Source organism: Methylibium sp. Pch-M, assembly GCF_004136295.1.
Lineage (GTDB): Bacteria > Pseudomonadota > Gammaproteobacteria > Burkholderiales > Burkholderiaceae_C > Methylibium > Methylibium petroleiphilum.
Genome location: NZ_CP029606.1, coordinates 63,506 through 87,231, shown reverse-complemented (window position 1 = coordinate 87,231; position 23,726 = coordinate 63,506). Strand labels below are relative to the sequence as shown.

20 protein-coding genes and 1 tRNA gene are annotated in these 23,726 nt (G+C 70.4%); 9 read left to right on the top strand and 12 right to left on the bottom strand.

Annotated features, from left to right (window positions below; all coding sequences use genetic code 11):
* The first annotated feature begins 1 nt into the window (after nucleotide 1).
* The gene (mprF, locus tag C1M51_RS00395; protein ID WP_129447744.1) at nucleotides 2-2,602 is read left to right on the top strand and encodes a bifunctional lysylphosphatidylglycerol flippase/synthetase MprF; all 2,601 of its coding nucleotides are present in this window, start codon (nucleotides 2-4) and stop codon (nucleotides 2,600-2,602) included.
* Complete coding sequence (locus C1M51_RS00390; protein ID WP_129447743.1) at nucleotides 2,599-4,089, top strand: virulence factor family protein; 1,491 nt, start codon at nucleotides 2,599-2,601, stop codon at nucleotides 4,087-4,089. The genes mprF and C1M51_RS00390 overlap by 4 nt, the downstream gene beginning before the upstream one ends.
* A gap of 33 nt (nucleotides 4,090-4,122) precedes the next feature.
* Here the strand turns inward: C1M51_RS00390 and C1M51_RS00385 are convergent, their stop codons facing one another.
* From C1M51_RS00385 to C1M51_RS00375, 3 genes are all read right to left on the bottom strand, one after another.
* Nucleotides 4,123-4,554, bottom strand: a complete 432-nt coding sequence (locus C1M51_RS00385) for a YciI family protein (protein ID WP_129447742.1) — start codon at nucleotides 4,552-4,554, stop codon at nucleotides 4,123-4,125.
* A gap of 93 nt (nucleotides 4,555-4,647) precedes the next feature.
* Nucleotides 4,648-5,286 (bottom strand): DsbA family oxidoreductase, encoded by a 639-nt coding sequence (locus tag C1M51_RS00380; RefSeq protein ID WP_129447741.1) that lies wholly within the window; start codon nucleotides 5,284-5,286, stop codon nucleotides 4,648-4,650.
* A 58-nt stretch (nucleotides 5,287-5,344) separates the two neighbouring features.
* Nucleotides 5,345-6,565 (bottom strand): polyhydroxyalkanoate depolymerase, encoded by a 1,221-nt coding sequence (locus C1M51_RS00375; protein ID WP_129447740.1) that lies wholly within the window; start codon nucleotides 6,563-6,565, stop codon nucleotides 5,345-5,347.
* A 132-nt stretch (nucleotides 6,566-6,697) separates the two neighbouring features.
* Here C1M51_RS00375 and C1M51_RS00370 point away from each other — a divergent pair, with 132 nt between their 5' ends.
* Nucleotides 6,698-7,357, top strand: coding sequence for a glutathione S-transferase family protein (locus C1M51_RS00370; protein WP_129447739.1), 660 nt, complete (start codon nucleotides 6,698-6,700; stop codon nucleotides 7,355-7,357).
* 63 nt (nucleotides 7,358-7,420) lie between these two features.
* Here C1M51_RS00370 and C1M51_RS00365 read toward each other — a convergent pair whose 3' ends face one another.
* The 3 genes from C1M51_RS00365 to mfd all read right to left on the bottom strand — a co-directional run bounded on the left by C1M51_RS00365 (nucleotide 7,421) and on the right by mfd (nucleotide 12,130).
* A complete protein-coding gene (locus C1M51_RS00365; RefSeq protein ID WP_011829166.1) occupies nucleotides 7,421-7,843 on the bottom strand; it encodes a cupin domain-containing protein in 423 nt (140 codons plus the stop codon).
* A 91-nt stretch (nucleotides 7,844-7,934) separates the two neighbouring features.
* Nucleotides 7,935-8,654 (bottom strand): phosphoserine phosphatase SerB, encoded by a 720-nt coding sequence (gene serB / locus C1M51_RS00360; RefSeq protein ID WP_129452044.1) that lies wholly within the window; start codon nucleotides 8,652-8,654, stop codon nucleotides 7,935-7,937.
* Nucleotides 8,655-8,656: 2 nt separating this feature from the next.
* Complete coding sequence (gene mfd / locus C1M51_RS00355) at nucleotides 8,657-12,130, bottom strand: transcription-repair coupling factor (protein ID WP_129447738.1); 3,474 nt, start codon at nucleotides 12,128-12,130, stop codon at nucleotides 8,657-8,659.
* An 84-nt stretch (nucleotides 12,131-12,214) separates the two neighbouring features.
* Between mfd and ispD the strand changes: the two genes are divergently transcribed.
* Together ispD and ispF are read left to right on the top strand one after the other, a co-directional pair.
* Nucleotides 12,215-12,931 (top strand): 2-C-methyl-D-erythritol 4-phosphate cytidylyltransferase, encoded by a 717-nt coding sequence (gene ispD, locus C1M51_RS00350; RefSeq protein WP_129447737.1) that lies wholly within the window; start codon nucleotides 12,215-12,217, stop codon nucleotides 12,929-12,931.
* Nucleotides 12,928-13,416, top strand: a complete 489-nt coding sequence (gene ispF, locus C1M51_RS00345) for a 2-C-methyl-D-erythritol 2,4-cyclodiphosphate synthase (RefSeq protein WP_129447736.1) — start codon at nucleotides 12,928-12,930, stop codon at nucleotides 13,414-13,416. Before ispD ends, ispF begins: the two co-directional genes overlap by 4 nt.
* A gap of 12 nt (nucleotides 13,417-13,428) precedes the next feature.
* Here ispF and ppk2 read toward each other — a convergent pair whose 3' ends face one another.
* From ppk2 to ompR, 3 genes are all read right to left on the bottom strand, one after another.
* Entirely contained in the window at nucleotides 13,429-14,364 is a 936-nt protein-coding gene (gene ppk2, locus C1M51_RS00340; RefSeq protein ID WP_129447735.1) for a polyphosphate kinase 2, read from the bottom strand.
* An 84-nt stretch (nucleotides 14,365-14,448) separates the two neighbouring features.
* Nucleotides 14,449-15,753, bottom strand: a complete 1,305-nt coding sequence (locus C1M51_RS00335; protein WP_011829172.1) for a sensor histidine kinase — start codon at nucleotides 15,751-15,753, stop codon at nucleotides 14,449-14,451.
* Nucleotides 15,754-15,948: 195 nt separating this feature from the next.
* Nucleotides 15,949-16,686 carry a two-component system response regulator OmpR gene (gene ompR / locus C1M51_RS00330; protein WP_036235230.1) on the bottom strand — a complete coding sequence of 246 codons (738 nt, stop codon included), beginning with the start codon at nucleotides 16,684-16,686 and terminating at the stop codon, nucleotides 15,949-15,951.
* Between the two features lie 209 nt (nucleotides 16,687-16,895).
* On the opposite strand from ompR, the gene C1M51_RS00325 reads away from it, so the two are divergent.
* A complete protein-coding gene (locus C1M51_RS00325) occupies nucleotides 16,896-17,630 on the top strand; it encodes an SIMPL domain-containing protein (protein WP_310733940.1) in 735 nt (244 codons plus the stop codon).
* Nucleotides 17,631-17,684: 54 nt separating this feature from the next.
* Here the strand turns inward: C1M51_RS00325 and C1M51_RS00320 are convergent, their stop codons facing one another.
* Complete coding sequence (locus C1M51_RS00320; RefSeq protein WP_129447734.1) at nucleotides 17,685-18,467, bottom strand: 3-hydroxybutyrate dehydrogenase; 783 nt, start codon at nucleotides 18,465-18,467, stop codon at nucleotides 17,685-17,687.
* 50 nt (nucleotides 18,468-18,517) lie between these two features.
* Between C1M51_RS00320 and C1M51_RS00315 the strand changes: the two genes are divergently transcribed.
* The 3 genes from C1M51_RS00315 (at nucleotide 18,518) to C1M51_RS00305 (ending at nucleotide 21,829) form a co-directional block, all read left to right on the top strand.
* Nucleotides 18,518-19,408, top strand: a complete 891-nt coding sequence (locus tag C1M51_RS00315; RefSeq protein ID WP_129447733.1) for an alpha/beta fold hydrolase — start codon at nucleotides 18,518-18,520, stop codon at nucleotides 19,406-19,408.
* Entirely contained in the window at nucleotides 19,405-21,693 is a 2,289-nt protein-coding gene (locus C1M51_RS00310; protein ID WP_129447732.1) for a bifunctional (p)ppGpp synthetase/guanosine-3',5'-bis(diphosphate) 3'-pyrophosphohydrolase, read from the top strand. Before C1M51_RS00315 ends, C1M51_RS00310 begins: the two co-directional genes overlap by 4 nt.
* Nucleotides 21,694-21,752: 59 nt before the next feature.
* Nucleotides 21,753-21,829, top strand: a tRNA-Val gene (locus tag C1M51_RS00305).
* A gap of 85 nt (nucleotides 21,830-21,914) precedes the next feature.
* Here C1M51_RS00305 and arsH read toward each other — a convergent pair.
* Together arsH and arsB are read right to left on the bottom strand one after the other, a co-directional pair.
* The gene (arsH, locus tag C1M51_RS00300; RefSeq protein WP_129447731.1) at nucleotides 21,915-22,649 is read right to left on the bottom strand and encodes an arsenical resistance protein ArsH; all 735 of its coding nucleotides are present in this window, start codon (nucleotides 22,647-22,649) and stop codon (nucleotides 21,915-21,917) included.
* Nucleotides 22,646-23,719: an ACR3 family arsenite efflux transporter gene (arsB, locus tag C1M51_RS00295; RefSeq protein ID WP_129447730.1), complete on the bottom strand. Its 1,074-nt coding sequence runs from the start codon at nucleotides 23,717-23,719 to the stop codon at nucleotides 22,646-22,648. The genes arsH and arsB overlap by 4 nt, the downstream gene beginning before the upstream one ends.
* Nucleotides 23,720-23,726: the final 7 nt, after the last annotated feature.

Here is a 23,726-nt window from a genome sequence, read left to right as displayed (position 1 = left end):
CGTGACCGAGCCCCGCCCCGCGTCCCTGCTCGGACCCCGACCGCCCGCACCCTGGCTGGGCGAGTGGTGGCCGCGCCTGCGGCCCTGGGTGCTCACGGCACTGGGCATGCTGCTGGCGGGTGCCGTGGCGCTGGCGCTGCATGGCCTGCTGCGCGAAGTGCGCTATGCCGACGTGATGGCCGCGATGCACGCCACGCCGCCGTCGGACATCGCGTTCGCGCTGCTCGCCACCGCGGCGAGCTACCTCGCGCTGGCCGGGTACGACGCGTCGGCGCTGGTCTATGCAGGCGCCAGGGTCGGGCGCAGCACGGTGCTGCTGACCTCGTTCGTCGCCTACGCGCTGGCCAACACCATCGGCCTCGGCCCGCTCACCGGCGGCGCGGTGCGGATGCGGCTGTACGCCGCGGCCGGACTGGCGCCGCCGCAGATCGCGCGGGTGATCGCCTTCAACGCTGCCGCGTTCACGCTGGGCATCACCGCCTTCGGCGCGCTCGGGCTGTTGTGGGGGGCAGACGACGTGGCGTCGCTGCTGCACACCCGGCCAGGAGGGTTGCGCGCGGGCGCCGCGGTGCTGCTGCTGGCGCTGGCTGTCTTCCTGGTGCTGTGCCTGCGGCAGCGCGTGTTGAGCCTGGGTTCGCGCTGGACGCTGCGGCTGCCGTCGGCGGGCCTGGCGTTGCGCCAGCTGGTGATCTCGGCGCTCGAGCTCGGCGCGTCGGCCGCGGCACTGTGGTTCCTGCTGCCCGATGACCGCATCGCGCTGCCGACCTTCATGGCCTTCTATGCCATCGCCATCACCGCCGGCATCCTGAGCCATGTGCCCGGCGGCGTGGGGGTGTTCGAGGCGGTGATGCTGCTGGCCAGTGGCGCGCACGTGCCCACCGAGGCGATGCTGGGCGCCTTGCTGCTCTACCGCGGCCTCTACTACGTGCTGCCGCTGGTCCTCGCCACGGCGCTGCTGGCGTCGTACGAACTGCACTCCGGCGTGGCCGCGCCGGTCGGCCGCCTGGCGGTGCGCCTCAGCCCTCGCTTGATGGCGGCGCTGACGCTGGTGGCCGGCCTGTGGCTGCTGGTCTCGGGCGTCACGCCGGTGACCGAGGATGCGCGGCAGATCCTCGCCGCGCTCGACCTGCCGCTGCCGCTGATCGAGGCCTCGCATTTCCTCGGCAGCGTCGCCGGCCTGGGGTTGCTGCTGGTCGCGCGCGGGCTGCTGCACCGGCTCGACGCGGCGTGGTGGGCGGCGCTGGTGCTGGCGGTCGTGGCGGCGGTGCTGGCGCTGCCCAAGGGCATTGCGCTGCACGAGGCAGCGCTGCTGTCGTCGCTGGCGCTGCTGCTGCTGATCTCGCGCCGGCAGTTCGACCGCCGCTCCTCGCTGTTCGCGCAGCGTCTCGAGCCCGGGTGGCTGCTGGCGCTGGGCGGCGTGATCGCCGCTTGCGCGTGGGTGCTGTTCTTCGCCTACCAGGAAGTCGCCTACAGCAACCGCCTGTGGTGGCAGTTCGAGCTCGACGCGCATGCGCCGCGCTCGCTGCGCGCACTGATGGGCGTGGCGCTGATGGGCCTGGCGTTCGGCCTGTGGCAGCTGCTGCGCCCGCCGGCCGGCGGCGCGGCACCGGCCACGGCCGAGGAGATCGCGCGGGCGGCGGCGGTGGTGCGGAGCAGCCCGTCGTCCGACGGCTGCTATGCGCTGGTCGGCGACAAGCACCTGCTGTTCTCGCCGTCGGGCCGCAGCTTCCTGATGTTCGGCAAGCAGGGGCGCTCCTGGGTGTCGCTGTTCGGCCCGATGGGTGACGCGCGCGAGTGGCCCGACCTGGTGTGGCGCTTCGTCGAACTGGCGGCGGCGCACGGGGGCCGCGCGGCCTTCTACCAGGTCCGGCCGGTCGCGCTGCCGCTCTACCTGGACTGCGGTCTGCAGGCGTTCAAGCTGGGCGAGCATGCGCATGTCACCTTGCCCGACTTCGACCTCAAGGGCGCCAAGCGCGCCAACCTGCGCTCCGGCGTGAACCGTGGCGAGCGCGAGGGCCTGAGCTTCGAGGTGCTGCCGCCGGCGGCGGTGGGCGCGGCGCTGCCGGAACTGCGCGCCGTGTCCGATGCCTGGCTCGGGCAGCAGAAGTCGCGCGAGAAGGGCTTCTCGGTCGGCCGCTTCGACGAGGACTACCTGCAGCAACTGCCGGTCGCGGTGGTGCGGCGCGAAGGCCGCATCATCGCCTTCGCCAACCTGCTGGCGACCGACGCGAAGGACGAGACCAGCATCGACCTGATGCGCCATCTGCCGGAGTCGCCGCCCGGCACGATGGACTTCCTGTTCGCCAAGATCATGCTGTACCTGCAGGCCCAGGGCTATCAGCGCTTCGGCCTGGGCATGTCGCCGATGGCCGGCATGGCCGAACGGCGCCGCGCGCCGCGCTGGCAGCGGCTGGGACGGCTGCTGTTCGAGCACGGCGAGCGCTTCTACAACTTCCGCGGCCTGCACAGCTTCAAGGACAAGTTCGAGCCGGTCTGGGAGGCGCGCTACCTGGCCGCGCCCGGCGGCGTGGCGCCGCTGTTCGTGCTGGTCGACGTGGCCGCGCTGATTGGCGGCGGCGTCAAGGGCGTGATCGCCAAATGAGCATGGGGCGGGCACTCGCGTTCGCGGTGGCGCTGGCTGCCGCGGGCATGGCGTCGGTGGCGGCCGCGGCCCGGCCGGCGCTGCCGGCGTCGGCTCCGGTGCAGAAGCCGTCCGCCGCGGCCGCGCAGACGGTGTCGCACGGCCTGTTCACCGGCGTGCAGGTCTTTCGTCCCGCGGGCGAGGTGAAGCAGTTCGTGCTGTTGCTGACCGACGAGGCCGGGCCCGACGCGACCGAGCGGCAACTGGCGCAGTCCATGACGAAGGCCGGCGCCCTGGTGGCGGCCGTGCCGCTGGCGCCGTTCCATCGCCGGCTCGAGGCGCAGGGCGGCAGCTGCCTGTACGCAGCGGGCGCCTTCGAGAACCTGGCCCACCAGGTGCAGGCCATCGAGAAGCTGCCGACCTACCTGGAGCCGATGCTGGTCGGTGCCGGCGCATCGCGGGCCGCCTTCGCCTACGGGGTGATGGCGCAGGCGCCGGCCGGCAGCTTCGTGTCGGCGCTGTCGCTGGGCTTCTGCCCGCGCCTGGACGACAGGACCCCGCTGTGCGCGACCAACGCGCTGCGCTGGCAGGCGGTGGCCGGCGGTCGCGGCGTGGAACTGCAACCGGCAACGCAGGCGATCGCGCCCTGGGCGGCGGTGCAGAGCGGCAACGAGACCGCCGCCTGCGGCGCGAGCGCGGCCCAGGCCTTCGTCGCGCGCGTCCCGCAGGCCAGTTGGGTGCCGCTGCCGTCGGGGGCGCCAGCCGCCACGGCGGGCAGGGAAGGCACCGCGGGCTTCGATGCGGCCTATGCGCGCCTGGCCACCCACCGCGTGTCGCTCGGTGCGCCACCGGCCCAGCTCGCCGACCTGCCGATCGTCGAGGTGCCGGCGACGGCGGCGGCCGGCGGCGATGCGGGCAACGCACGGCGCTTCGCGGTCCTGCTCTCGGGAGACGGCGGCTGGGCCGGCATCGACAAGAGCATCGCCGCCGCGCTGGCGAAGCAGGGCGTGCCGGTGGCCGGCTTCGATTCGCTGCGCTACTTCTGGAGCGCGCGCACGCCCGAGGGCCTGGCCGCCGACCTCGACCGCCTGATCCGCTACTACGCCGCGCGCTGGCAGCGCAGCGAGGTGCTGCTGATCGGCTACTCGCAGGGTGCCGACGTGCTGCCCTTCGCGATCAACCGCCTGCCGGCCCGCACGCGCGCGAGCGTGCAGTTGACGGCGTTGCTCGGCCTGGGCCAGAAGGCGGCCTTCGAGTTCCACGTGACCCACTGGATCGGCGCCAGCGGCGACCGACCGATCGCCCCCGAGGCCCAGAAGCTGTCGGCCGCGGGCACGCTGTGCATCCACGGCAGCGACGAGCGCGATTCGCTGTGCCCCCAGCTCGCACCGAAGCACGTGCGCGCGCTGGCGCTGCCGGGCGGGCACCACTTCGGCGGCGACTATGACGCGCTGGCCGGCCGGATCCTGGAGGCGGTGCCGTCCGCAGCCCCACCGCCGCCGCGCTGAGGCCGCCGGCTCGGCTCGGGGGGCCGGCGATCGTCAGGTCGCCGGGCGGCTCGCGATCTCCGCGCGCAGGCGCTCTTCCTGTTCACGCAGTTCCGGCGTGAATTCCGCGCCGAAGTCGTCGGCCTCGAAGACCTGCCGGATCTCCACTTCCGAGTCACCCGGCATCGGGTTGGGGCAGCGCTTGACCCAGTCGATCGCCTCCTGCAGCGATGCGCATTGCCAGATCCAGAAGCCGGCGATCAGCTCCTTTGTTTCGGCAAACGGCCCGTCGATCACCTGGCGGTCGCGGCCGGAGAAGCGCACACGGGCGCCCTTGGAACTGGGTTGAAGGCCTTCACCGGCCTGCATGACGCCGGCCTTCACCAGTTCCTCGTTGAAGCGGCCCATCTCGGCGAGCAGTTGCTGGCTGGGCATCTCGCCCGCTTCGCTGTGTCGGTCGGCCCTGATCATCACCATGAATCGCATGTCGGTCTCCTTGCGTGCCGTTGGGGAAAGTCGGTTTCCACGCCCACGACGAACGGGTGGGACCGATCTCGACAAGGCCGCGCAAGGTGCCGATCAGATCTTGCCGGACAGCTCCCGCAGCACCTGCTCGAACACCTCGACCGGCTGGCCGCCCTGGATCAGATGCCGGTCGTCGATGACGATCGAAGGCACAGAATGGATGCCACGGTCGAGCCAGAGCTGCTCCTGTTCGCGCACCTCGGTGGCAAACTCGTCCGACCCCAGCAGAGCCTGCGCGCGCTGCGGATCGAGCCCCGCCTCGCCCGCCACGCGCACCAGCAGGCCGGGGTCGGCGACGTTCTCGCCGTCGGTGAAGTAGGCGCGCAGCAGCGCGTGCTTCAGTTCGCGCTGGCGGCCTTCGAGGCCGGCCCAGTGCAGCAGCCGGTGGGCGTCGAAGGTGTTGTAGGTGCGGCTTCGGCGGCCGAAGCGGAAGCCCACGGTCTCACCGCGCACGCGGATCATCTCGGTGTTGCGCGCGCAGTCCTCCGGCGTGATGCCGTACTTGCGCGTGAGGTGGGCGACGATCTCTTCGCCTTCGGGCGGCATCTGCGGGTTCAGCTCGAAGGGCTGGACTTGCAGTTCGACGGACAACTCGCCGTCCAGGCGCTGGATCGCCTGCTCCAGCGCGTTCAGGCCGATGGCGCACCAGGGGCAGACCACATCGGACACGAAATCGATCTTCATCCTCTTCATGGAGGATCAGTCTAGCGGCGAAGCCCGGGCTGCGGCGCCGCAGGCCCGGAACGGGCCGTCACTGGCTCACGTGGATCAGCTCGCGCACCCGCGGGTAGATCTGCTGCTGCCAGCGCCGGCCGCTGAACACCCCGTAGTGGCCCACGCCGAGCTGCACGTGGTGGGTCTTGCGGAACGGCGCAAGGCCACCGCACAGGTCGTGCGCGGCGACGGTCTGGCCGATCGAGCAGATGTCGTCGCGCTCGCCCTCGACGGTGAAGAGGGCGGTGCGGCGGATCGCCCGGGTGTCGACGGTGCGGCCGCGGTAGTTCAGCTCGCCCTGCGCCAGCGCGTAGTCCTGGAACACCAGTTTCACGGTTTCCAGATAGAACTCGGCGGCCAGGTCGTTGACGGCGAAGTACTCCTCGTAGAACTGCCGCGTGGCCTCGGCCTTCTCGATGTCGCCGGTGGCGATGTGGTGGTACAGGTCGGCGAAGGCCTTGCGGTGCCGGTCCGGGTTCATGCTCATGAAGGCCGTGAGCTGCAGGAAGCCGGGGTACACGCGCCGCATCGCGCCGGCATAGCGCAGCGGCACGTCGTGCACCAGGTTCTTCTCGAACCACTCGATCGGCTTGCTGGTCGCGAGCTTGTTCACCTCGGTCGGGTTGATGCGGCAGTCGATCGGGCCGGCCATCAGCGACATGCTGCGCGGCTGGGCCGGGTGGTCGTCCTCGCTCATCAGCGCCACCGCGGCCAGCGCCGGCACGCAGGGCTGGCAGATCGCCATCAGGTGCGAGCCGGGGCCCATGGTCTCCAGGAACAGGATCAGGTGGTCGATGTACTCGTCCAGGCCGAACGGCCCCTCGGCCAGCGGCACATGGCGGGCGTTGTGCCAGTCGGTGATGTAGACGTCGTGGTCGGCCATCATCGTGCGCACCGTGTCGCGCAGCAGCGTGGCGAAGTGGCCCGACAGCGGCGCGGCGATCAGCACGCGCGGCTGGTCGGCCGGAGCGTCCTCGCGCACGAAGCGCAGCAGGGTGGCGAAGGGCGTGCTGGTCACCACCTCCTCGCGCACCTTCAGCTCGCGCTCGCCGACCCGCACGGAGCTGATGCGGAAGTCGGGCCGCTGGTGCGTGAGCCTGGCGAGCGAGAACACCTCGCAGGCGGCGGCCAGCTTGCGCACCGCCGGCAGCTGCTTCAGGACGAACCACTCGTGGCTGAGGTAGCTCGCGGCGGTGCTGGCCGCCGTCTGGAGCGGCGCCAGCAGATCGGTGTGGTTCTGGTAGGCCTGGTACATCATGGGCTGCCTCATCCCCCGTCGACAGGCGGGGTCCTGCGGGGCACTGCAGGCAAGTTGCAGGCCATGCGGAGTCGCCGCCCCAGGCTGGCACAGCGATTGCGGGTGGGAGCGCTCCTGGAGGATGGAGGCACCATGGCCAAGGCCACGCTCACGATCAGCAGCAAGAACTATTCGTCGTGGTCCCTGCGCGGCTGGCTGCTCGCGCGCTTTGCGGGGCTGGATTTCAGCGAGCATGTCCTGCCGCCCGACGATCCGGGCGTGAAGGCCGAGATCCTGCTGCTGGCGCCGTCGATCCTGGTGCCACGGCTGCGCCACGACAAGGTCGACGTGTGGGACACGCTGGCGATCGCCGAGTACCTGCACGAGATCAAGCCCAAGGCCGGGTTGCTGCCGGCCGATCGTGCGGCGCGCGCGCACTGCCGGGCTGTCTGCGGCGAGATGCACTCGGGCTTCAGCTCGCTGCGTTCGGCGCTGCCGATGAACCTGAAGGGCAGTTTCCCGGGCTACAAGGTGTGGAGCCGGGCGCAGTCGGACATCGAGCGCGTGGTCGAGATCTGGTCGGACTGCCTGAAGCGCTACGGTGGCCCGTGGCTGTTCGGCGAGCACCGCACGATGGCCGATGCGATGTACGCGCCGGTGGTCACGCGGCTCAAGACCTACGACGTGCGCATCAGCGACCGCGCCTGCATCGAGTACTGCCTGCGGGTGATGGCGATGCCCGAGATGCAGGAATGGATCGCGGCCGCGAAGACCGAGCCGGAGTCGATGGAGGAACTCGAAGTCGAGTTCTGACCGCCTACTGTCACCGCCGGCCCGCTCCCGCCCCGGCGGGGAAGGAAAACGGGCCTGGCGTTCTCAGAACCAGGCCTTGGGCGCCGGGATATCGCAGACCGGATCGACGTCGATGGTCTTGAAGTCGGCCGGGCCGACCACTTCCAGGTATTCCATGTCGGGCGAGTAGTCGAACAGGAAGTGGCGGACACCCGGGCGCTGGTGCACGCAGTCGCCGGCAGAGACCAGCGTCTCCTGGTCCTCGTACATGAACTTCGCCCAGCCCCGGAGCATGATCACGATGTGGAACTCCGCCTCATGGCGGTGCCATCCCGTGCCTTTCTCCGGTGCATTGTTCGCGATCACCAGCTGCGCGATCACCTTGCCGTTGGTGGCCTCGGCGATGCCCAGATCGCGGTAGAGGAAGAAATCGCGCAAGCCGTCGCTGCGAAAGTGGGTGTCGGTCGGCTTGACGTGGGAGAACTTCGTGGCGGTGCGATCGAGCATGGCGGGGCCCTCCGGGGTTGGTAGTGGATTGCTGCTATGCACAAACCATTCCTGCCGGAGCGATCCGGCCTGCCCCGGGACAGGGCAGCGCTCAGTGCGGCGACACCACCTCGAGCAGACGGTCCAGCCCGCCCTGCTCGATCGATACCATCGCCTGCGCCCGCACCGCGGGCTTCGCGTGGTAGGCCACCGACAGGCCGGCAGCGCCCATCATCGGCAGGTCGTTGGCGCCGTCGCCCATGGCGATCGCGCGCGAGGGCGCGAGGCCCAGCTGCGCGCAGGTGGCGAGCAGCATCCTGCGCTTCTCCTCGCCGTCGCAGATGTCGCCCCAGTCCTGGTCGACCATCCGGCCGGTGAGGGCGCCGTCGGCCACCTCGAGCACGTTGCTGCGGGTGAAGTCGAGGCCCAGCCGGTCGCGCACGTGGTCGCTGAAGAAGGTGAAGCCGCCCGAGACCAGCAGCGTCTTGAGGCCCGCGGCCCGACAGGCGCGCACCAGCGTCTCGGCGCCGGGGTTGAGCTGCAGGCGCTGGGAGAGCACCTGCTGCATCGCCGCCACCGGCACGCCCTTCAGCAGCGCCACGCGCCGGCGCAGGCTGTCCTTGTAGTCGGCGATCTCGCCGCGCATCGCGGCCTCGGTGATGGCGGCGACCTCGGCCTTGCGGCCGGCGGCGTCGGCGATCTCGTCGACGCACTCGATGTTGATCAGCGTCGAGTCCATGTCGAAGGCGATCAGGCCGAAGTCGGACAGCCTCAGCGGCGGCGTGAGGCCCCGCAGGGCCAATCCCGGGGCGAACTCGGTCGGTGGCGTCATGCTCATGCGGAAAGGGCGGGGGTGGGCGTGCCGAGCGAGCGCAGCACGTCGCGGATGAACTGGGCGCGGGCCATCGGGTCGGGCAGGGCCTTCTCGATGCGCAGCTTGTCGTTGCCGGCCAGCTTGATGTGCCGGTTCTTCTGCACCAGCTCGATGATGCGCAGCGCGTCGACCGGCGCGTCGGGCCGGAAGCCGATGCTCATGGCCTGCGGGCCGGCGTCGATCTTGAGCACGCCGTAGGCGCGCGCCTGCACGCGCAGGCGGTGCACGTCGAACAGCGTCTGCGCCTGCGCCGGCAGTTTGCCGAAGCGGTCGACGATCTCCTCGAGCATGGTGTCGATCTTGTCCAGCCGGTCGGCTGAGGCCAGCCGCTTGTAGAGCGACAGGCGCACGTGCACGTCGCCGCAATAGGCGTCGGGCAGCAGCGCCGGCGCATGCAGGTTGACGTCGGTGGCCACGTTCACCGGGTTGAGCAGGTCGGGCTCGCGGCCGGCCTTCATCTCGCGCACGGCGGTGGCCAGCATCTCGTTGTAGAGCTGGAAGCCGACCTCCATCATGTTGCCGCTCTGGTTCTCGCCCAGCACCTCGCCGGCGCCGCGGATCTCCAGGTCGTGCATCGCGAGGTAGAAGCCCGAGCCCAGCTCCTCCATGTCCTGGATCGCCTGCAGGCGCTGCGCGGCCTGCTTGGTGAGGCCTTCCACGTCGGGCACCAGCAGGTAGGCGTAAGCCTGGTGGTGCGAGCGGCCGACGCGCCCGCGCAGCTGGTGCAGCTGGGCCAGGCCGAACTTGTCGGCGCGGCTCATCACGATGGTGTTGGCGGTGGGCACGTCGATGCCGGTCTCGATGATGGTCGAGCACAGCAGCAGGTTGTGCTTCTGCGCGACGAACTCGCGCATCACCCGCTCCAGCTCGCGCTCGGGCATCTGGCCGTGAGCGACCGCGATGCGTGCCTCCGGGAGCAGTTCCTCCAGCGCGCGGCGGCGGTTCTCGATGGTCTCCACCTCGTTGTGCAGGAAGTACACCTGACCGCCACGCTTCAACTCGCGCATCACCGCCTCGCGGATGGTGCCGTTGGACTCGCCGCGCACGAAGGTCTTGATGGCCAGCCGGCGCTGTGGCGCGGTGGCGATCACGCTCAGGTCGCGCAGGCCCTCGAGCGCCATGCCCAGGGTGCGCGGGATGGGCGTGGCGGTGAGCGTGAGCACGTCGACCTCGGCGCGCAGCGCCTTCATGGCCTCCTTGTGGCGCACGCCGAAGCGGTGCTCCTCGTCGATGATCAGCAGCCCGAGGTTGGCGAACTTCGTGTCTTGGCTCAGCAGCTTGTGGGTGCCGACCACGATGTCGATCGTGCCCTCGGCCAGTCCGGCCATCGCCGCCTTGATCTCCTTGGCCGAGCGGAAGCGCGACATCTCGGCCACCTTGACTGGCCACTTGGCGAAGCGGTCGGCGATGTTCTGGTAGTGCTGCTCGGCCAGCAGCGTGGTCGGCGCCAGCAGCGCCACCTGCTTGCCGCCGGTGACCGCGACGAAGGCAGCACGCAGCGCCACCTCGGTCTTGCCGAAGCCGACGTCGCCGCACACCAGCCGGTCCATCGGCTTGGGACTGACCAGGTCCTGGATCACCGCGTGGATCGCGGCGCGCTGGTCGGCCGTCTCCTCGAAGCCGAAGCTGGCGGCAAAGGCCTCGTAGTCCTGCGGCGAGAAGCGGAACGCGTGGCCCTCGCGGGCGGCGCGGCGCGCGTACAGGTTCAACAGCTCGGCGGCGGTGTCGCGCACCTGCTCGGCCGCCTTGCGCTTGGCCTTCTCCCACTGGCCGGAACCCAGCCGGTGCAGCGGCGCCTCCTCGGCGCTGACGCCGGTGTAGCGGCTGATCAGCTGCAATTGCGCGACCGGCACATAGAGCGTCGCCTTGTCGGCGTACTCGAGGTGCAGGAACTCGCTCGGCCCGTCGCCGAGGTCGATGTTGACCAGCCCGACGTAGCGGCCGATGCCGTGGTTGGCGTGCACCACCGGGTCGCCGACCTTGAGCTCCGACAGGTCCTTGATCAGCGCGTCGACGTCGCTGGTCTGCTCCTGCTTGCGGCGCCGGCGCACCGTGGGTGCGGCGTCGAACAGCTCAGTCTCGGTGACGAACTGGATGCCGGGCGTGCCCGCCCCGCGGACCCAGAAGAAGCCGCTTGCCAGCGGTGCGACGGTGATCGCGTAGCGTTGATCGCCGGCCTCGAAGTCCGCGAGCGAAGCGACCGTCGGCGGCTCCAGCTGGTGGTCGCGCAGCAGCTCGAGCAGGCTCTCGCGCCTGCCCTCGCTCTCGGCGACGAGCAGCACGCGCGGGCCGGCGGCGTCGGTGCTGTTCTTTGCGAGGTGCTGCTCCAGCTTGCGCAGCGGGTCGGGTGTGCCACGCTCGACGGCCAGGTCGGGCAGCGGACGGGCCCATTCGAGCGGGTCGCTGCCGCGCAGCGACAGCTGCGCATGGTCGTTGCAGCGCGCGAAGAAGGCCTCGGGCGGCAGGTAGATCTCCTGCGGCGGCAGGATCGGCCGCTCGGGGTCGTGCTGCAGGAAGCGGTGGCGCTCGCGCGTCTCGCCCCAGAACTTGTTCAGCGCTGCATCGACCTCGCCGTGCAGCACCAGTTCGGCCGTGGCGCCGAGGTAGTCGAACACCGTCGCCGTCTCGTCGAAGAACAGCGGCAGGTAGAACTCGATGCCGGGACCGGCCAGGCCGGTGCCCATGTCCTTGTAGAGCCGCGAGCGGCTCGGGTCGCCGTCCATCTTCTCGCGCCAGCGGGCGCGGAAACCGGTGCGGGCCGCCTCGTCCATCGGGAACTCGCGGCCCGGCAGCAGCCGCACCTCGGGCACCGGGTAGAGGCTGCGCTGGCTGTCGGGGTCGAAGGTGCGGATCGAGTCGACCTCGTTGTCGAACAGATCCACGCGGTAGGGCACTGGCGAGCCCATCGGGAACAGGTCGATCAGCCCGCCGCGCACCGCGTACTCGCCGGGCGACACCACCTGGCTCACGTGCTGGTAGCCGGCCAGCGTGAGCTGGGCCTTCAGCGCCGCCTCGTCGAGCTTCTGCTTCTGCACGAAGTGGAAGGTGTAGGCCGCCAGGAAGGACGGCGGCGCGAGCCGCAGCAACGCCGTGGTCGCCGGCATCAGCACCACGTCGATCGCGCCCTCGCTCCGCGCGTGCAGGATGCGCCACAGCGTGGCGAGGCGCTCGGAGATCAGGTCCTGGTGCGGCGAGAAGCTGTCGTAGGGCAGCGTCTCCCAGTCGGGGAACACGGCGATGCGCAAGCCTGGCGCGAAGAAGGCCAGTTCGTCCTGCAGCCGCTGCGTGTCGGCCGGTTCGGCACTGATGACGGCGGTGATCTGCCCTTGCGCGGCGCGCTGCTCGGCGAAGCGCGCGAGCAGGAGCGCGTCGGCCGAGCCGAACGGGCGGGGCAGGGTGTAGCGCTTGCCGGGGGCGAGGGCGGGGAGGTCCATGCGGTGAAGAAAGTCGAAAGCAGATCGCCCCGCCGCGGGAGCAGGCGGGGCGATCCACGGAGTGAATTCTAGAATCGGCACCCGATGACCCCGAATCCTGCTCCCGAGCCACCCCGGTGCTATGCGCTCGTGCCCTGTGCGGGCGTCGGTGAGCGGGCCGGTGTGGGAGGACCCAAGCAGTACCGCGAGATCGCCGGCCGCAGCGTCGTCGCGCACACGCTGGCGGCTCTGGCGCGCGTACCGCGCCTCGCCGGCACGCTGGTCGTCGTGGCGCCGGAGGATCGCGTGTTCGAGGCGCATGTGCCCGCGGTGCAGGCCTGGGTGTCGCGCGTTGGCGGCGCCACGCGGGCGGCCAGCGTGCTCAACGGGCTGCAGGCGCTGGCCGGGCGCGGTGCACGCGACGACGACTGGGTGCTGGTGCACGACGCGGCGCGCTGCCTGCTGCAACCCGCGGACGTGGAGCGTCTGATCGCCGCCTGCGAAGGCGACGCCGTCGGTGGCCTGCTCGCGCTGCCGGTGGCCGACACGCTCAAGCGCGAAGGCACGGGCTCCGGCGAGGGCCGTGTCTCGGCCACCGTCGAGCGGCGCGCGATGTGGCAGGCGCAGACGCCGCAGATGTTCCGCCTGGGCCTGCTGCGCGAGGCGCTGCGCGCAGCCGGCGACGCCGTCACCGACGAGGCGAGCGCGATCGAGGCGCTGGGCCACGCGCCGCGGCTGGTGGCGGGATCGCTGGAGAATTTCAAGCTCACCTGGCCGGCCGATTTCGCGCTGGCCGAACGACTGCTGAGGACACGCTCATGAACCCCGTTCCGTTCCGCATCGGCGAGGGCTGGGACACGCATGCGCTGGTCACCGGCCGCAAGCTCGTCCTCGGCGGCATCGAGATCCCGCACAGCCACGGCCTGCTCGGTCACTCCGATGCCGACGCGCTGCTGCACGCGATCACCGACGCGCTGCTCGGCGCCGCGGCGTTGGGCGACATCGGCCGCCATTTCCCCGACACCGACGCGCGCTTCGCCGGCGCCGACTCGGGCGTGCTGCTGGCCGAGGCGGCGAAGCGGGTGCGCGAGGCGGGCTGGGCGGTGGGCAACGTCGACGCCACCATCGTCGCGCAGGCGCCGAAGATGGCACCGCACATCCCGGCGATGGTCGAGCGCATCGCCGCCTGCCTGGGCGTGGCGGCGTCGCAGGTCAACGTGAAGGCGAAGACGGCCGAGAAGATGGGCCCGGTGGGCCGCGGCGAGGCCATCGAGGCACGCGCCGTGTGCCTGCTGCTGCCGGCCTGAACGGCCGGAGGTTCAGTAGATCTCGGGCACGATCATGTGCTCGGGCACCGGGTGGCGCAGGTAGTCCGCATGCCGCACGCGCTCGGGCAGCGTGACCATCGGACGTTCGACCTCGTGGTAGGGCATCTGGCCCAGCAGGTGCGCGATGCAGTTGAGCCGCGCGCGCTTCTTGTCCACCGCCTGCACCACCCACCACGGCGCCTCGGGGATGTGGGTGCGTTCCAGCATTGTTTCCTTGGCCTTGGTGTACTCCTCCCAGCGGCGGCGTGACTCCAGGTCCATCGGGCTGAGCTTCCACTGCTTCAGCGGGTCGTGGATGCGGCCGAGGAAGCGCAGGTGCTGCTCCTCGTCGGTGATCGAGAACCAGTACTTGATCAGCTGGATGCCCGAGCGCACCAGCATCTTCTCGAACTCCGGCACCGAGCGGAAGAACTCCTCCACGTCGGCCTCGCTGCAGAAGCCCATGACCTTCTCGACGCCGGCGCGGTTGTACCAGCTGCGGTCGAACAGCACGATCTCGCCGCCGGCCGGCAGGTGCGACACATAGCGCTGGAAGTACCACTGCGTGCGCTCGCGGTCGTTGGGTGCCGGCAGCGCGACCACACGGCACACCCGCGGGTTGAGCCGCTGCGTGATGCGCTTGATGGCGCCGCCCTTGCCGGCCGAGTCGCGCCCTTCGAACAGGATGACGACGCGGTGCCGGGTGGCGGCCACCCAGTCCTGCAACTTCACCAGCTCGCTCTGCAGGCGCAGCAGCTCGCGGAAATAGCGGCTGCGCTCCAGGCGCTGGGCCTCGCGCTCGGCATCGCTCGGCGCGCCGGACGGCGATACGAGGTCGCGGTCGTCGATCTCCATCTCGAGCTCTTCGTCGTAGCTGTCGACGAGGTCGCGGTGGAGGCGCTGCATCAGGTCGTTGTCGTCGTGGTCGGTCCGGTCGTTCAGGCTCATGGGCGGGGCAGGCGAGGGGTTGCGGGAGGACGCAGGCGTCCCGACCGAGCGTGCCCGGTTCGCGTGACCGTTTCGTGACGGGCCCTACGGCGCCCGCTTCAGCCGGATGTGCGCCACGAAGCCGCCGTCGGCCGCGTTGGCGATCTCGAAGCTGCCGCCCATGCGCTGCACCGCCTTCTCGACGATGGCCAGCCCCAGCCCGGCGCCGGTGGCGGCGGTGCGGGCCGCGTCGCCGCGGTAGAACGGCGTGGTCAGCTGCGTGAGCTTCTGCGGCGGCACGCCCGGTCCGTGGTCGCGCACGCTGACGATCACCCATGGCCCGGTGCGCGCGTAGCTGACCACCACGTAGGCGATGCCGTCGGTGGAGCGGCCGTAGCGTCGGGCGTTCTCGAACAGGTTGCCGAGCACGCGGCCGAGTTCGGTGTCGTCGGCCATCACGCGGGTGTCGATCGCCACGCGCGACTCGATGCGGATCTGCGTCGGGTCACGGAAGGCCGAGATCTCGCGGTCGACCACGCTGCTCAGGTGCACCGGCACCAGCTTCACCTCGCCGGGCCGCGCGTAGTCCATGAACTTGTCGATGATGGCGTCGAGCTGGTCGATGTCGGCCGCCATGTTGCGCTTGGCCTCCTCGTCGACGACGCTCATCTCGGCTTCCAGCCGCATGCGCGCCAGCGGCGTGCGCAGGTCGTGGCTGATGCCAGCCAGCATGACCGCACGGTCTTCCTCCACCTTGGCCAGCTCGCGCGCCATGCGGTTGAAGCCCATGTTGACCTCGCGGATCTCGCTGGTCATGGTCTGCTCGTCGAGGCGCGACTCGAACTCGCCGTCGCGGATGCGGCTGGCCGCGAACGACAGCTCCTTCAGCGGCCGGTTGATCAGCCCGGCGATCACCGCCGACGCCAGCAGCGTGGCGATCAGCGCGATGCTGGTCCAGACGAAGTAGGTGCTGCCCGCGACGGCCTCCACACGCTTCGGGTCGGCCTGCAGCCAGTAGGGATCGTGCTCGATGTTGAAGCCGACCCACAGGCCCGAGACGCCGTTGACGCTGTTGGCCACCAGCGTGTCGGGCCCGAGCCGCGACCGCAGCTCCTGGCCCACGGCGCGGCTGAAGCGGTCGACCTCGAAGGGCTCGTACTTGTCCTTGGGCTCGCGCGGCACGATCTTGACCGACTCCTGGTCGCTCATCGTCTTGACGAGCGTCACGCGGTTGATCGCGTCGGCGTAGCGCATCGCCGCGCGCGACAGGTTCACCAGGCTGGCGATCTGCCGCGCCGCCTGCACCGCGCGCGGCTCGAACTCCAGCGCGCGGAAGGTCTGCATCCACGCGAAGATGCCGCCGCACAGCAGCAGGGCCAGCAGGATGAAGGTGCGCCAGAACAGCGTCATCGCAAAACGCGGCAGCAGGTGCCATTCGTCCGCCGACGCTTCCGCCGCGGCGCGCTCCGCCGACGGCCGCGCACGGTGTGGCTGGGGTGCCCGCGCGGTGCCGCGCGAGGCCCGCCGCACCCGTTCATTCGAGATGAGCGGGTCAACCATGGCCAGGGCTCACCGGGGGTCGGGTGACGGCGCGTGTTGGGTGCTTCAAGCTGCGCCGTCCGGCACGAACACGTAGCCCACGCCCCACACGGTCTGGATGTAGCGCGGCTGGGCCGGGTCGGGCTCGATCATCTTGCGCAGGCGGGAGATCTGGACGTCGAGACTGCGATCGAAAGGTTCGAACTCGCGGCCACGGGCCAGCTGCGCCAGCTTGTCGCGCGACAGCGGCTGGCGCGGGTGTCGCACCAGCGCCTTCAACATGGAGAACTCACCGGTGGTCAGCGCGATCTGCTCGCCGTCCTTGGTCAGGCGGCGCAGCGCCAGGTCGAATTCGAACGGGCCGAAGCTGACGGTCTGCGCCTCCTTGGCCGGCGCGCCGGGGGCTTCCAGCGTGGGGCGGCGGCGCAGCACGGCGTTGATGCGGGCCAGCAGCTCCCGCGGGTTGAAGGGCTTGGGCAGGTAGTCGTCGGCGCCCACCTCGAGGCCGACGATGCGGTCCACATCCTCCACCTTGGCCGTCAGCATGATGATCGGCGTGGTGTCGTTGTTGGCGCGCAGCCGGCGGCAGATGGACAGGCCGTCCTCGCCGGGCAGCATGAGGTCGAGAACGATCAGGTCGATGGTGTCGCGCGTCATCACGCGGTTGAGCGCCTTGGCATCCTCGGCCAGCAGCACCTCGAAGCCTTCCTGCGTCAGGTAGCGGCGCAGCAGGTCGCGGATGCGGGCATCGTCGTCGACGACGACGATGCGGTCCGGACGTTGGCTGTTGGCGGTTGCATTCATACGCTCTCCTGCATTTGTAACAGCGGCATTGTGCGCAACGAAACCGAGTGAAACGGACCGGCTTTCCCGCTGTTACATATCTTGCGCCTTGCCGAATCGAGGGCGCAAGCGGGGTTGCGAGCAAGCCGCCGACGCTGTGCCACAGTGGCGTCGACGCGCCCGTGCAGCCGCCGGGCCGCGCCCACTCACCCGCCCTGAAAGGACTCTCCGTGATCGATCGATTGATGCGCCGGCGCCCGAGCCCGAGCGCCGCACTGGCCGTCGCCGCGCTGGCGCTTGCGTTACCCGCCGCGCATGCGGCCGACGCGCCGCCGCGCGAGAACCTCGTCAGCTTCACCACCACCGCGAGCATCGAGGTCACCAAGGACCTGCTCGGCATCACGCTGCAGGCGGTGCGCGACGGCAACGACGCTGCAGCCGTGCAGGCGCAGCTGAAGAAGCTGCTCGACGCGGCGCTGACGGAAGCGAAGAAGGCCGCCCAGCCCGGCGCGCTGGAGGTGCGTACCGGCAACTTCTCGCTCTATCCGCGCTACGGCAAGGAAGGCCGCATCAGCGGCTGGCAGGGGCAGGCCGAGCTGGTGCTGGAAGGCAAGGACAGCGAGCGCGTGGCGCAGACCGCCGGCCGCCTGACCGGCATGAACATCAGCAGCGTCGGCTACAGCATCTCGCGCGAGCTGGCCGAGAAGCACGAGAGCGAGGTCACCGGCCAGGCGATCCAGAAGTACCGTGCCAAGGCCACCGAACTGGCCCGGCAGTTCGGCTATGCCGGCTATGCGCTGCGCGAGGTGAACGTGCAGACGGCCGACAGCGGTGGCGGCCCGCGCCCGGTGCTCTACCGCGCCAAGAACGAGATGTCGATGGCCTCGGACGCGCCGGTGCCGGTGGAGCCCGGCAAGGGCACGATCAGCGCGACGGTGAGCGGGAGCGTGCAGCTCACGCGCTGAGCGGCCTGAACTCCCTCTCCCCGCGCGCGGGGAGAGGGCCGGGGTGAGGGGCCGCTACTGGGCGGTCCACCCACCATCCATCGCCCACGCCTGGCCCTTGACGTTGGCCGCGGCGTCCGAGCACAGGAAGACGGCCAGCTCGCCCAGCTGCTCGGGTGTGGTGAACTGCAGCGAAGGCTGCTTCTCGCCCAGCAGCTCCTCCTCGGCCTGCGAGACCGGGATGCCCTCGCGGGCCGAGCGGTCGTCGATCTGCTTCTGTACCAGCGGCGTCAGCACCCAGCCCGGGCAGATCGCGTTGACGGTGATGCCGGTGGTCGCGGTCTCGAGCGCGATCGACTTGGTGAATCCCACCAGCCCGTGCTTGGCGGCCACGTAGGCGCTCTTGCCGGCCGAGGCCACCAGGCCGTGGGCCGAGGCGATGTTGAGCACGCGGCCCCAGTTCTTCCTGCGCATCTGCGGGATCGCCAGGCGCGTGGTGTGGAAGGCCGAGCTCAGGTTGATCGCGATGATCGCGTCCCACTTGGCGACGGGGAAGTCCTCGACGTTGGCCACGTGCTGGATGCCGGCGTTGTTGACCAGGATGTCGACGCCGCCGAAATCGGCCGCCGCGTAGGCCATCAGGGCCTCGATCTCGGCCGCCTTGCTCATGTCGGCGCCGTGGTAGCCCACCTTGATGCCGTGGGCCTTGCCGGCCGCCAGCACCTCGGCCTTCGGCGCCTCGCTGTCGCCGAAGCCGTTGAGGATGATGTTCGCGCCCTGGCGCGCCAGGACGATCGCGATGCCGAGGCCGATACCGCTGGTCGAGCCGGTGACGAGTGCGGTCTTGCTGTTCAACATGATCCGGGTGCTCCTTGCGTTGGGTAGGATCATTATCGAGAGGAAACCCTATGACCGAACCACGACTCGACTTTGTTCCGTGCCTGGACACCCAGGGCCTGCACCGCATGGCCTACTGGGAGTGGGGCGAACGCGACAATCCGCGGGTCGTCGTCTGCGTGCACGGCCTCACGCGCCAGGGGCGCGACTTCGACACGCTGGCCCGGGCGCTGGCGACCGACTACCGCGTCGTCTGTCCCGACGTGGCGGGCCGCGGCCGTTCCGACTGGCTGGCCGATCCGGCGGGCTACCAGGTGCCCGCCTATGTGGCCGACACGGTGGCGCTGCTGGCGCGCATCGGCGCGCCGCAGGTCGACTGGGTCGGCACCTCGATGGGCGGCCTGATCGGCCTGGGCGTGGCCTCGCTGCGAGACGGCGCTGGCGGTACGCTGGTGCGCCGCCTGCTGCTCAACGACGTGGGGCCGGCGCTGGGCGCCGACGCGATCCAGCGCATCGGCACCTATGTCGGGCTGCCCAAGCGCTATGCCAGCCTCGACGAGGCGGCCGACTATCTGTGGAGCATCTCCAAGGGCTTCGGCCCGCACAGCCGCGAGCAATGGCTGGCGCTGACGAAGCCGCAGCTCAAGCCGGTGCAGGACGCGCAGGGCGAGGGCTACGTCTCGCACTACGACCCGCGCATCGGCCTGCCGTTCAAGGCCGTCACGCCGGCGCTGGCGGCGGCCGGCGAAGCGATGCTGTGGCAGCGCTACGACAGCCTGCGCTGTCCGACGCTGGTGCTGCGCGGTGCCGAGTCCGACCTGCTGTCGCACGAGACCGCACTGGCGATGACGCAGCGGGGGCCGAAGGCACGCCTGGTGGAACTGGCCGGCGTCGGGCACGCGCCCACGCTGATCGCCGCCGACCAGGTGGCGCTGGTGCAGGAGTTCCTCGCCTCGCCATGAAGACCGTGCCCGCGGACGCGGCCCTCGAGACCGCGCCCATCGTGCTGCTGGCTGGCGACGTGGCTGGCGAGGAGGCCCTGGCGCCCGGTCAGCCGGCCGGCGATGCCGCGTCGCAGGACGCGGTGCTGGCCCGCGCGCGGGCCTTCGCCGAGCCGCTGCTGGCCGGCGAGCGCTTCGACACCGGCGAGGACGCGCTGGCGCACGCCGACGGCGTGGCGGCCATCCTGCAGGCCATCGGTGCGGCGCCCACGATGCGGGCCGCGGCCTACCTGGTCTACGCCGGCGACTACCTCGCCAAGCCCGAGGAGGTGATCGCCAAGGCCTACGGCGAGAGCTATGCCAGCCTGGTCGCGCACACCCGCAAGCTGGTGCAGGTGCAGCGCAGCGCGCGCGAGGCGCTCGGCGACGCGGCGCTCGACGCCGCGCAGCAGGCCGCGCAGGTGGAGCGCGTGCGCAAGATGCTGCTGGCGTTCTCTCGCGACCTGCGCGTGGTGCTGCTGCGCCTGGCCTCGCGGCTGCAGACGCTGCGCTACTACGCGGCCAGCAAGCAGGCCTGCCCGCAGGCGCTGGCGCGCGAGTCGATGCAGGTGTTCGCGCCGCTGGCCAGCCGGCTCGGCATCTGGCAGATCAAGTGGGAGATCGAGGACCTGGCGTTCCGCTTCCAGCAGCCCGACGAGTACCGGCGCATCGCCAGGCTGCTCGACGAGAAGCGTGTCGAACGCGAGCAGGTGGTGGAGGCCGCCCGGGCCCGTCTCGGCACGGTGCTGGCCGAGGTCGGTGTGCGCGCCGAGGTGCAGGGACGGCCGAAGCACCTGTACAGCATCTGGAAGAAGATGCGCGGCAAGCACCTGGACTTCGAGCGCGTGCTCGACGTGCGGGCGCTGCGCGTGATCGTCGACGACGTGCCGGCCTGCTATGCCGCGCTCGGCCGCGTACACGAACTCTGGCGCTCCCTGCCCGAGGAGTTCGACGACTACATCGCCCGTCCCAAGGCCAACGGCTACCAGTCGCTGCACACGGTGGTGCTGGACGAGCAGGACCGACCGATCGAGATCCAGATCCGCACGACCGCGATGCACGAGCACGCCGAGAGCGGCATCGCCGCCCACTGGGCCTACAAGGAAGCGGGCGCCCGCGGCTATGCCGGCGTCAGCGCCGGCGGCGACTTCGAGGAGCAGGTGGCGCAGGCCCGCAAGGCCGTGCTGCGCCAGCTGCTGGCCTGGGAGCGCGAGCTGGTCGAGCCGGGCGGAGACAGTGCGGTCGGAGCCGGGCAGGGCCTGTTCGACGACCGCATCTACGTGTTCACCCCGCAGGCGGCCATCATCGAGCTGCCGGCCGGCGCGACGGCGATCGATTTCGCCTACACGCTGCACACCGACCTGGGCCACCGCTGCCGCGGCGCGCGCGTCGACGGCGCGATGGTGACGCTGAACACGCCGCTGCAGAGCGGCCAGACGGTGGAGATCGTGGCGGTGAAGGAGGGCGGGCCGTCGCTCGACTGGCTCAACGGCGAGCTCGGCTACCTGCGCAGCTCGCGCGCCAAGACCAAGGTGCGTGCCTGGTTCAACGCGCTGACCCAGCAGCACACCATCGCGCGCGGCCGGGAGGCGGTGGAGAAGCTGCTGCAGCGCGAAGGGCGCACCGCGATCAAGCTCGACGAGCTGGCCTCGCAGCTGGGCTTCCGCAACGCCGAGGCGCTGTTCGAGGTGGTGGGCAAGGACGAGTTCTCGCTGCGCAACATCGAGACGCTGCTGCGCCCGCCCGAGCCGCTGCCCGACCCCGACGAGGCACTGGCCCAGCGCCTGCGCCGCGGGCCGAGCAGCGACGCCACGCCCAAGGGGGGCGTGCTGGTGGTCGGCGTGGAGTCGCTGCTCACCACGCTGGCGCGCTGCTGCCGTCCGGCCCCGCCCGACGCGATCGGCGGCTACGTGACGCGTGGCAAGGGCGTGGCGATCCACCGCACGGGCTGCTCCAATTTCCGGCAGATGGCCGGCCGCTCACCGGAGCGCGTGATCGGCGTGGCCTGGGGTCGCCCGCGTGGCGATGCGCCGGCGGTCTACCCGGTCGACGTGGCCGTCGAGGCGGCGGACCGACAGGGCCTGCTGCGCGATATCTCCGAACTGTTTGCGAAGGAGAAGATGAACGTGGTGGGTGTGCACACGCAGTCGCTCAGGGGCACGGCGTGGATGACCTTCACCGTGGAGATTTCCGATTCCGCGCGGCTGCAGGCCGTGCTGGGCTCGGTGTGCCAGGTGAGCGGCGTGCGCAGTGCGCGCCGTCGCTAGCGTGAGGTCCGGTTGCCGGGCGTCAGCCCGTTCGGGCCATGCTAGACTCTCGGCTCCTCAGGCGCGTAGCTCAGCTGGTTAGAGCACCACCTTGACATGGTGGGGGTCGTTGGTTCGAGTCCAATCGCGCCTACCAAATTCGGTAGAGAGAACAAGCACCTGGCGGAGACGCCAAGTGCTTTTTTCTTTGCGGAGCGACCCGCCAAGTCGCGGATCGCGCCTCAGATCGCGCGCTGGTTGACGCGCGAGGACAACGCGTCCGCGCTCTCCTTGCGCTCGCTGTAGCGGTCCACCAGGTAGGGCGCCACATCGCGCGTCAGCAGCGTGAACTTCATCAGTTCCTCCATCACGTCGACCACGCGCTCGTAGTAGGCCGACGGTCTCATCCGGCCCGCGTTGTCGAACTCGAGGTAGGCCTTCGCGACCGAGGACTGGTTCGGGATCGTGATCATGCGCATCCAGCGCCCGAGCACGCGCAGCTGGTTCACCGCATTGAAGGACTGCGAGCCGCCCGACACCTGCATCACCGCGAGGGTCTTGCCCTGGGTGGGGCGCACCGCGCCCACGCTCAGCGGGATCCAGTCGATCTGCGCCTTCATGATCGCGGTCATGGCGCCATGGCGTTCGGGGGAGACCCACACCATGCCTTCGGCCCAGGCTGCGGCCTCGCGCAGCTCCTGCACCTTGGGGTGGCTCTCCGGTGCACCGTCGGGCAGCGGCAGGCCGGCGGGATCGAACACCCGCACGTCAGCGCCCATGGCGATCAGCAGGCGCGCGGCTTCCAGCGCGAGCAGCCTGCTGTACGAGCGCTCGCGCAGCGAACCGTAGAGCAGCAGGAAACGCGGCGCGTGGCTCGACGTGCCGGCGCCGCTCAGGCGCGCGCCGGTGGGCGTGTCGAAGAGCGTTGCGTCGATGTTGGGCAGGGTCAGGTCGAGGGGTGAGGGGTTCGTCGTCATGGTTTCAGTCCTGCCTCGTACCAGCCCTTGCTGGCGTTCACCCAGCGCACCACCAGCAGCATCACCGGCACCTCGATCAGCACGCCCACCACGGTAGCCAGCGCCGCGCCCGATTCGAAACCGAACAGGCTGATCGCCGCCGCCACGGCGAGCTCGAAGAAGTTGCTGGCGCCGATCAGCGCCGACGGGCAGGCAACGGCGTGAGTTTCGCCGAGACGCCGGTTCAGCCCATAGGCGAGGCCGGCGTTGAAGAACACCTGCAGCAGGATCGGCACCGCCAGCATCGCGATCACCAGCGGCTGCTGGAGAATCGCCCGGCCCTGGAAGGCGAACAACAGCACCAGGGTCGCGAGCAACGCGGTGATCGACCACGGGCCGATGCGGGCCAGCAGGACCTCCAGCGCGCCCGCACCGCGCCGCAGCAGCGAGCGGCGCCACAGCTGCGCCAGCACGACCGGGATCACGATGTAGAGCACGACCGACGTGACCAGCGTGTCCCACGGCACGCTGATGGCCGACAGGCCCAGCAGCAGCGCCACCAGCGGCGCGAAGGCGAACACCATGATGGCGTCGTTCAGTGCCACCTGCGACAGCGTGAAGAGCGCATGCCCGCCGGTCAGCCGGCTCCACACGAACACCATCGCCGTGCAGGGCGCGGCGGCCAGCAGGATCAGGCCCGCCACGTAGCTGTCGAGCTGATCGGCGGGCAGGTAGGGTGCGAACACATGGCGGATGAAGATCCACCCGAGCAACGCCATCGAGAACGGCTTGACCGCCCAGTTGACGAACAACGTGACGCCGATGCCGCGCCAATGCCGTCGAACCTCGGTCAGTGCGCCGAAGTCCACCTTCAGCAGCATCGGGATGATCATCACCCAGATCAGCAGGCCCACCGGCAGGTTGACCTGCGCGAACTCCATGCGCCCGATGGCCTGAAAGGGCCCTGGCAGCCATTGCCCGAGCGCGATGCCGACCACGATGCAGAGGAAGACCCAGACGGAGAGATAGCGCTCGAACGTGCTCATCGGCGCAGGCGCCGCCGCCGGAGCCGGCGGGGTGAAGGTGGACATGGTGGAA